The following is a 7,104-nucleotide window of genomic DNA, read 5'->3' as shown; positions in this document are numbered from 1 at the left end:
CCCGGCACCCTCACCAGCAGGGGGTCGGCATCGCCGATGAAGCACGGCAGCGTCGTCATCCCGAGCCCCTGCCGTACAGCAACGATCTGCGCCTCGCCGTCAGTGGTTCTGAATGGAACCCCCGTGGTGCGAACCTCACCCTCGCCGGCCCAGTCCGGAACTCCATGACTGCTTATGACGATCCACCTGATGGGATCAAGCGCGCCCGCACGCCATGCTGTTAGTCGATCCCGGGACATGTAGACGCCGCCGAACAGCTCCGATCCCTTCAGACCGTGAAGATTGAGCGGCAGGGTTTTGCGGTCGTAGACGACACGGATCGCGACGTCGGCCTCTCGGTTGGTCAGATTTGCCAGCTCGCCGGACGACAAGATTTCCATCTCGATGTCCGGATGCAGACGCGCGAAATCGGCGAAGTCCGGCATGAGCAGGTGTGTCGCGAGGGGTGGCGCCAGCGTCACCCGCAGAAGTCCGCGCACGCTCTGGTCTCGCCCCAAGACGCGCGTCTCCAACTGGTGCGACGACGCTTCCATCTGGTTCGCGAGTTCGAGAACCTCCTCGCCCGCAGCCGTCAAGCGGTAGCCCGAAGGCAGCTTTTCGAACATCTGCGCCCCGAGGCGTTCCTCGAGCTGGGCGATGCGTCGCAGCACGGTTGAATGATTCACCCCGAGCTGCGCGGCGGCAGCCCGCACCGAGCCTCCGCGTGCGACGGCAAGAAAGTAGCGAACGTCATCCCAGTCGATCATGGTGCAATCTCGCACCGCGCGGTGCGCTTTCCAAGGCCCGTGTCTAACGCATCGAACATCAGTACCGGCGGTCATCATAGCCTATGCCGACGAGCGCTGCCCAACTCCGAACGGCGGACACCGATCGTCGCGACTGGCGTCAGTCGTTCAACCGGATCGATTTCGCACCACCGATATGCGCGCTTGCGCACTCAACACTTGCCGCCGGCGAACCCATTTCGAGGTCTCGGAGGCAGATGCTGTCCGACACGACGAAAGGAAAAGTCATGGGAAAGCTTGAGGGTAAGGTTGCAGTCATCACGGGAGGCGCTACCGGCATTGGCCGCGCCGCGGCAAAGCGCTTCATCGAGGACGGTGCCTTCGTCTTCATCTTCGGCCGCCGGCAGGAAGCGCTCGACGCCGCTGTGGCCGACCTCGGGCCTAATGCCCGCGCAGTGAAGGGCTCGGTCTCCGATCTGGCTGACCTCGACCGACTCTACGCGGCGGTGAAGGCCGAGCGCGGAACCCTCGACATCGTCTTCGCCAATGCGGGGGCGGGAAGCCAGCTTGCGCTCGGCGAGATCACCGCCGAGCACATTGACGAAACCTTCGACACCAATGTGAAGGGGACAATCTTCACGGTCCAGAAGGCTCTGCCGCTGATGGGCCACGGTGGTTCGATCATCCTGACCGGATCGAGCGCCGGCACCACCGGCGCCCCGGGGATGACCGCCTACAGCGCGAGCAAGGCGGCAGTGCGCAATCTCGCGCGGACCTGGGCGGAGGACCTGAAGGGCACCGGTATCCGGGTTAACGTGCTGTCGCCCGGGGCGACGGCGACCGAACTCGCGAAGGAAGCGCTAGGCGAGGAGGGCCAGAAGGTCTTCGCCGCGGTGACTCCGCTCCAGCGCATGGCCGATCCGGCGGAGATCGCAGCGGTGGCTGCCTTTCTCGCGTCTTCGGACAGCAGCTTCATGACCGCCAGCGAGGTCGCCGTTGACGGCGGCCTTGCGCAACTCTGACGCACTAACCCCGCGCCGTTGAAGGCCGGGGAAACAATATCAACACGGATAGGAGAAGCACTATGAGCTACGCAATTGTAGGATTCGGTAAGATAGGCCAGGCCCTCGCCCACGCCTTCGCCCGTAAAAACATCGACGTGACCGTCGCGAGCCGGCGGCCGGCCGAGGCGTTGGCGCCGCAGGCTAGGGCGATCGGACCCACGGTCGTCGCCAAGTCGCTGCGGGAAGCACTCGAGGCCGACACGATCATCCTGGCGGTCCCTTTCGGGGAGCATCGCGAGGTTGCGAAAGCCCTGCCGAGCTGGAAAGGCAAGACGGTCATCGACGCGATGAACGCGTTTCCTGTCCCTGAAGAGCTGGACGGTCTCCCGTCCTCCGCCTTCGTTGCGAAGTCGTTCACCGGCGCCAAGTTCGTGAAAGGGTTCAATCACCTGATTGCAGCCACCCTGGCTGCCGATCCGGTCGTCGAGGGCGGCCACCGGGTGGTCTTTCTGTCGAGCGACGACGAGGACGCGATCGCTCCCGTGGCGGCCTTGGCCAAACAACTCGGGTTCGCGCCCGTCAAGCTGGGAAAGCTCAACGAGGGTGGCGCGCTGGTGCACGCACGCGGCCGCATTTGGGGCCAGCTGATCTTCCAGGACCTGTTCAAGAAGGAGCAGTGACGGATTTACTGTCCACTGGTCGGAGGTGCTGCTTGCCCGAGCCCGTCCACGATGGCGTCTAAGCGGCCTTGAGCCGATAGCGGAACACCGTGTGGTCGAGCAGCAGCCGGATGCGCGGTTCGGCCTCCGTCGCCACCAGCCAGCTTGCCGCGATCATGGTCGCGCCGACGAACGCCATCGACAGGAGATAAGGCAACCCGGCGCGGACCAGCGCCCCGAGCATTGCCGCGCCGACGACGTCGTGGAGCAGGTAGAGCGGATAGGTCATCAGGCCTATCCGCCGCCAGCCGCTCCAACTGAGGTCGAGCCGCAGCGACCATGCCATCAAGGCGATGGCGACGAGGAAGATCAGGATTGGCGGCGCATAGGGCATCTCCGCATTGACCTTGATGCTGTGGACATCGACCGAACTGGCGATCTGCAGCACGCCGCCGCCAAGAAACAGCAGGCAGAAGCCAAGGCGAGGGACCGTCAGCGCCTTGAACCGCATCAGCCACAGCAGCACGCCGACCGCGAAGAAGCAGCCATGATGCACTAGGGTGAGCTGCAGCCAGCGCGTCTCGGCAAAGTCGGCCCAGCCGAGCGGATAATAGAGGCACCAGAACAGCGTGCTGACCAGGCCGATGGCGATGGCAACCGTCTCCATCAGATCGAAGCGGCCAAGCCGCAGCAGGACCCAGACGATGGCGTAGAAGGCGATCTCGATGCCGAGTGTCCAGTAGACGCTGTCCACCCAGGGACCATAGGGCGCGAACAGGCCGGTGCGCACGAGCCTGACCACCGCATCGGTCGGCCAGCTCAGGCCGATGAGCAGCAGCAGCGCCGCGGTGATCGGCGCGCAGATCCAGACGGCCGGCGCCAGCCGCTTGACCCTGGCCTCGAAAAACCGCAGCGGCGTCGATTTTTCGGCGCTGAAGGCGATGACGAAACCGCTGATGACGAAGAAGATCTCGACGCCGACCCAGCCTGACCCGACCCAGGCGCCTATGCCAGGCTGTGCCGGCACGCCGCCCGTGGCCTGCGCCGAGATGCCATCGGGATAGGCCCACACCCAGAAGCCATAGTGGTAGACCATGACCAGCACGGCGGCGAGAAACCGCAGGATGTCGACGCCGCCAAACGTAATTTTCTGCTGAGCCATACCGTACCGCCGGATGGCCCCCCACCCGTCACTGTAGGGTGGCTTGCTGCATTGCACAATAAAAGTATTGCTTGCCGCTCAGGATAGGCCGGCCGGCAAGGAAAGGCTGCGCGGGATCGCTCCCGCGCAGCCTCAAATCCCGATCCCGCGCGCCTTCATCGCAGCGGTGATCTCATCGAGGATGGCCGGGTCGTCGATGGTTGCCGGCATCGTCCACTCTTCCTTGTCGGCGATCTTCTGCATGGTGCCGCGCAGGATCTTGCCCGACCGTGTCTTCGGCAGGCGCTTGATCGTCACCACGGTCTTGAAGGCGGCGACAGGGCCGATGCGCTCGCGTACCAGCGCGACGACTTCGTTCTCGATGGCGCCGCCGTCACGCGTGACACCGGCATTCAGCACCACGAAGCCGAGCGGAATTTGGCCCTTCATCGCATCGGCGATGCCGACGACGGCGCATTCGGCGACATCGGGATGGGCGGCCAGCACCTCTTCCATGGCGCCGGTCGACAGCCGGTGGCCGGCGACATTGATAATGTCGTCGGTGCGGGCCATCACGTAGAGATAACCGTCCTCGTCGATCATGCCGGCATCGGCTGTCTTGTAGAAGCCGGGGAACTCGTCGAGATAGGCTTGGCGGAAGCGCTGGTCGGCATTCCATAACGTCGGCAGGCAGCCGGCCGGCAACGGCAGCTTGACCACCACATTGCCGAGCGTCCCGCGCGACACTTCGTGGCCGGCATCGTCGAGCACACGGATGTCGTAGCCGGGCATAGGCACGCCGGGCGAACCGTATTTCACCGGCAACAGGCCGAGCCCGGCCGGATTGATGGTCATCGGCGAGCCGGTCTCGGTCTGCCACCAATGGTCGACCACCGGCACGCTGAGCTTCTGCTCCGCCCATTTGATGGTTTCGGGGTCGGCGCGCTCGCCGGCGAGGAACAGCGTGCGGAATTTCGACAGATCATATTTGGGAACGAACTCGCCCTTGGGGTCTTGCCCCTTGATCGCCCGGAACGCCGTCGGTGCGGTGAACAGCGCGACGACGCCATGGTCCGAGATGACCCGCCAGTAGGTGCCGGCGTCCGGCGTGCCGATCGGCTTGCCTTCGAACAGGATGCTGGTGCAGCCATGCAGCAGCGGGCCGTAGACGATGTAGGAATGGCCGACCACCCAGCCGACATCGGACGCCGCCCAGAAGACTTCGCCCGGCTTGACGCCGAACTCGTTTTCCATCGTCCATTTCAGCGCGACCATATGGCCGCCATTGTCGCGCACGATGCCCTTGGGCTGGCCGGTCGTGCCTGACGTGTAGATGATGTAGAGCGGGTCGGTGGCGAGCACCGGTACGCAGTCGACATTGGCGCCCGCTGCCCGCTCGCGCGCGACGGCATCGGCATAGTCGATGTCGAAATGGTCCTTCAGCTCGCAGCGCAGCTGGTCGCGCTGCAGGATCAGGCAGGCGTCCGGCTTGTGGCGGGACATCTCGATCGCTCTGTCGAGCAGCGGCTTGTAGGCGACGATCCGGCCCGGCTCCAGGCCGCAGGAGGCCGAGATGATCAGCTTGGGCTTGGCGTCGTCGATGCGGGTGGCCAATTCATGCGAGGCAAAGCCGCCGAAGACGACGGAATGCACGGCGCCGATGCGGGCGCAGGCGAGCATGGCGATGGCCGCCTCCGCCACCATCGGCATGTAGATGATGACGCGGTCGCCTTTGCCGACGCCACGGTTCTTCAGCACCGAGGTCAGCGCCACCACCTCGCGCTTCAGCTCGGCATAGGTGAATTTTTTCACTGTTCCGGTGATGGCGCTGTCGTAGATCAGCGCGATCTGGTCGGCGCGTCCGCCGGCAACATGCCGGTCGAGGGCGTTGTAGCAGGTGTTGCAGGTCGCGCCGGGAAACCAGCGGCCGTAGACGCCGGCGCTGGCATCGAACACCTTGTCCCAGGGCGAATACCAGTCGATGGCGCCGGCGGCATTCGCCCAGAATTGTTCCGGGTCGCGTTGCCAGCCGTCATAGACCTCGTGATAGCGTGAAGCCATCCGTAACCTCCCCAGGAACCATTTGGCGTCTTTGCAAACAGCCTATGCTGTTTTTTCCGGCGCTGTCTTCCCTGATTTTCATCTGAACCGGTCCCGGCTTGACCCCTGGCGCACTGTGTCGTGAAGTGAAGTCTTCTCGGGGGAGGATCTGAACAATGCGCTATTCCATGTCGATCATGGCAAAACCGGTGTTTGCGCTGACGGTCGGCGCGGTGCTCGCGATCTCCACAGCAACCGCTCTGGCCGGAGACGCCGCGGCAAGGCGTATCATCGGTTTTTCTCCGGATGGCACCTATTTCGCCTTCGAGCAATATGGTGAGCTCGATGCCGGCGCCTCGGCTTCCGGTTATTCCGAGATCGATATCATCGACACCCGCACCGATGAGTTCGTTGGCGGCAAGCCGATCCTGATCGTCGACCAGTCCGAGGAGTCGACGCTGACGCTTGAACAGGCGAGGGCGCAGGCGGCCGCGAAGGCAAAACCGATCCTTGCCAAATATGCCATCGCATCGCGCGGCAAGCAGACGGCCTCCGACAAGTTCACCTTTCCGGGCGAGATGGTTGCCTATGCCGACATTTCCCGCCTCGAACAGGTGTCGCAGAAATGGCTTTCGCCGCTCTACGACGAGACCGAGGTTTCGACGATCCAACTGGACGAGATACTGGCCAGCAGCACGACCGATTGTTCAGCGAGTTTCGAAGAAGCGCAGCAAGGCGACCAGGCACCGCAAGGTGACAAGGCACTTCAGGGTGACAGGACAGGCAAGGCGCTCGGCTTCCGGCTCACGCTGCAGGGACAGGATGGCAAGCCGTTCAAGACCCTGCACGAAGACAAGGCCGTGCCGGGCTCGAGGAATTGCCCGACCTCCTACAGCCTGTCGGAATCCTACGAATACACACCTTCCGGCAAACCGGCGGTGATTGTCGTACTCGTGCAGCGCTTCAGCCAGGGCTTTGAAGGGCGCGACCGCCGCTTCATTGCCGTGACCGGGCAGCCTCGCTGAGAGGCCGGTCGATAGCCGTCAAGAGAGGTTCACCGTTTCACGGAAACGGCGACCCTCTCTAACTCTTTGTTTTCACGCAATTCCCAAGGGAAAGCGCTACGCGCTTTTCCCGGGAAAACCGGTTTCCACTTTTCCTGGAATTGCTCTAACAAACAGTATTCATTGGACAAAATGTCGATCGCACTAGATCGGCAGTGCCACCAGCATGAGGCCTACGCCGCCGAAGATCAAAATGGCTGCCGCCAGGGCTTTTCGATGACGTTCGAAAGTCGTCGGAGCCCGCTCCCAATTGTAACGCATACGCTATCTCCCCAAAACCCCGGGAGTCCTTACCTTACTTAGGGGAAGAAATGCAACGGTCCTGCCGGCCAGTTCACTTGCTTGTCATCTAGCGCTGACGACTATTTCTGGGACGATTTCGGACGCGAGCGGGCATTTGAATGCAATTTTCCGACAGGGCAAATCCTGGAAGATGCAAGACCGCACGAGCCGAGACGCCATCTCCCCCGG

At 63.3% G+C, this 7,104-nt stretch carries 6 protein-coding genes; 3 read left to right on the top strand and 3 right to left on the bottom strand.

Annotation, left to right across the window (positions count from 1 at the left end; translation table 11 throughout):
• The coding region (locus tag AC1DX0_RS09700; protein WP_477355130.1) for a LysR family transcriptional regulator at positions 1-746 on the bottom strand (746 nt) is incomplete at its 3' end.
• 266 nt (positions 747-1,012) lie between these two features.
• On the opposite strand from AC1DX0_RS09700, the gene AC1DX0_RS09695 reads away from it, so the two are divergent.
• Entirely contained in the window at positions 1,013-1,747 is a 735-nt protein-coding gene (locus AC1DX0_RS09695) for an SDR family NAD(P)-dependent oxidoreductase (RefSeq protein WP_477219084.1), read from the top strand.
• 62 nt (positions 1,748-1,809) lie between these two features.
• Positions 1,810-2,409: an NADPH-dependent F420 reductase gene (locus AC1DX0_RS09690; protein WP_477218422.1), complete on the top strand. Its 600-nt coding sequence runs from the start codon at positions 1,810-1,812 to the stop codon at positions 2,407-2,409.
• Between the two features lie 58 nt (positions 2,410-2,467).
• On the opposite strand, the gene AC1DX0_RS09685 is transcribed toward AC1DX0_RS09690, so the two are convergent.
• On the bottom strand, positions 2,468-3,550 hold the full coding sequence (locus AC1DX0_RS09685; RefSeq protein WP_477218421.1) for an acyltransferase family protein: 1,083 nt from the start codon (positions 3,548-3,550) through the stop codon (positions 2,468-2,470).
• Between the two features lie 132 nt (positions 3,551-3,682).
• Positions 3,683-5,590, bottom strand: coding sequence for a propionyl-CoA synthetase (locus AC1DX0_RS09680; protein ID WP_477218420.1), 1,908 nt, complete (start codon positions 5,588-5,590; stop codon positions 3,683-3,685).
• 155 nt (positions 5,591-5,745) lie between these two features.
• On the opposite strand from AC1DX0_RS09680, the gene AC1DX0_RS09675 reads away from it, so the two are divergent.
• Entirely contained in the window at positions 5,746-6,594 is an 849-nt protein-coding gene (locus tag AC1DX0_RS09675; protein ID WP_477218419.1) for a DUF2259 domain-containing protein, read from the top strand.
• Positions 6,595-7,104 lie beyond the last annotated feature (510 nt).

The organism is Mesorhizobium sp. P3_A9 (assembly GCF_056402975.1).
The sequence above is the reverse complement of the archived record's forward strand: the minus strand, read 5'-3'. Positions and strand labels throughout refer to the sequence as shown.

Coding starts and splice junctions, on each gene's coding strand:
- AC1DX0_RS09695 (WP_477219084.1), top strand. CDS start 1,013: ATGGGAAAGCTTGAGGGTAAGGTTGCAGTCATCACGGGAGGCGCTACC.
- AC1DX0_RS09690 (WP_477218422.1), top strand. CDS start 1,810: ATGAGCTACGCAATTGTAGGATTCGGTAAGATAGGCCAGGCCCTCGCC.
- AC1DX0_RS09685 (WP_477218421.1), bottom strand. CDS start 3,550: ATGGCTCAGCAGAAAATTACGTTTGGCGGCGTCGACATCCTGCGGTTT.
- AC1DX0_RS09680 (WP_477218420.1), bottom strand. CDS start 5,590: ATGGCTTCACGCTATCACGAGGTCTATGACGGCTGGCAACGCGACCCG.
- AC1DX0_RS09675 (WP_477218419.1), top strand. CDS start 5,746: ATGCGCTATTCCATGTCGATCATGGCAAAACCGGTGTTTGCGCTGACG.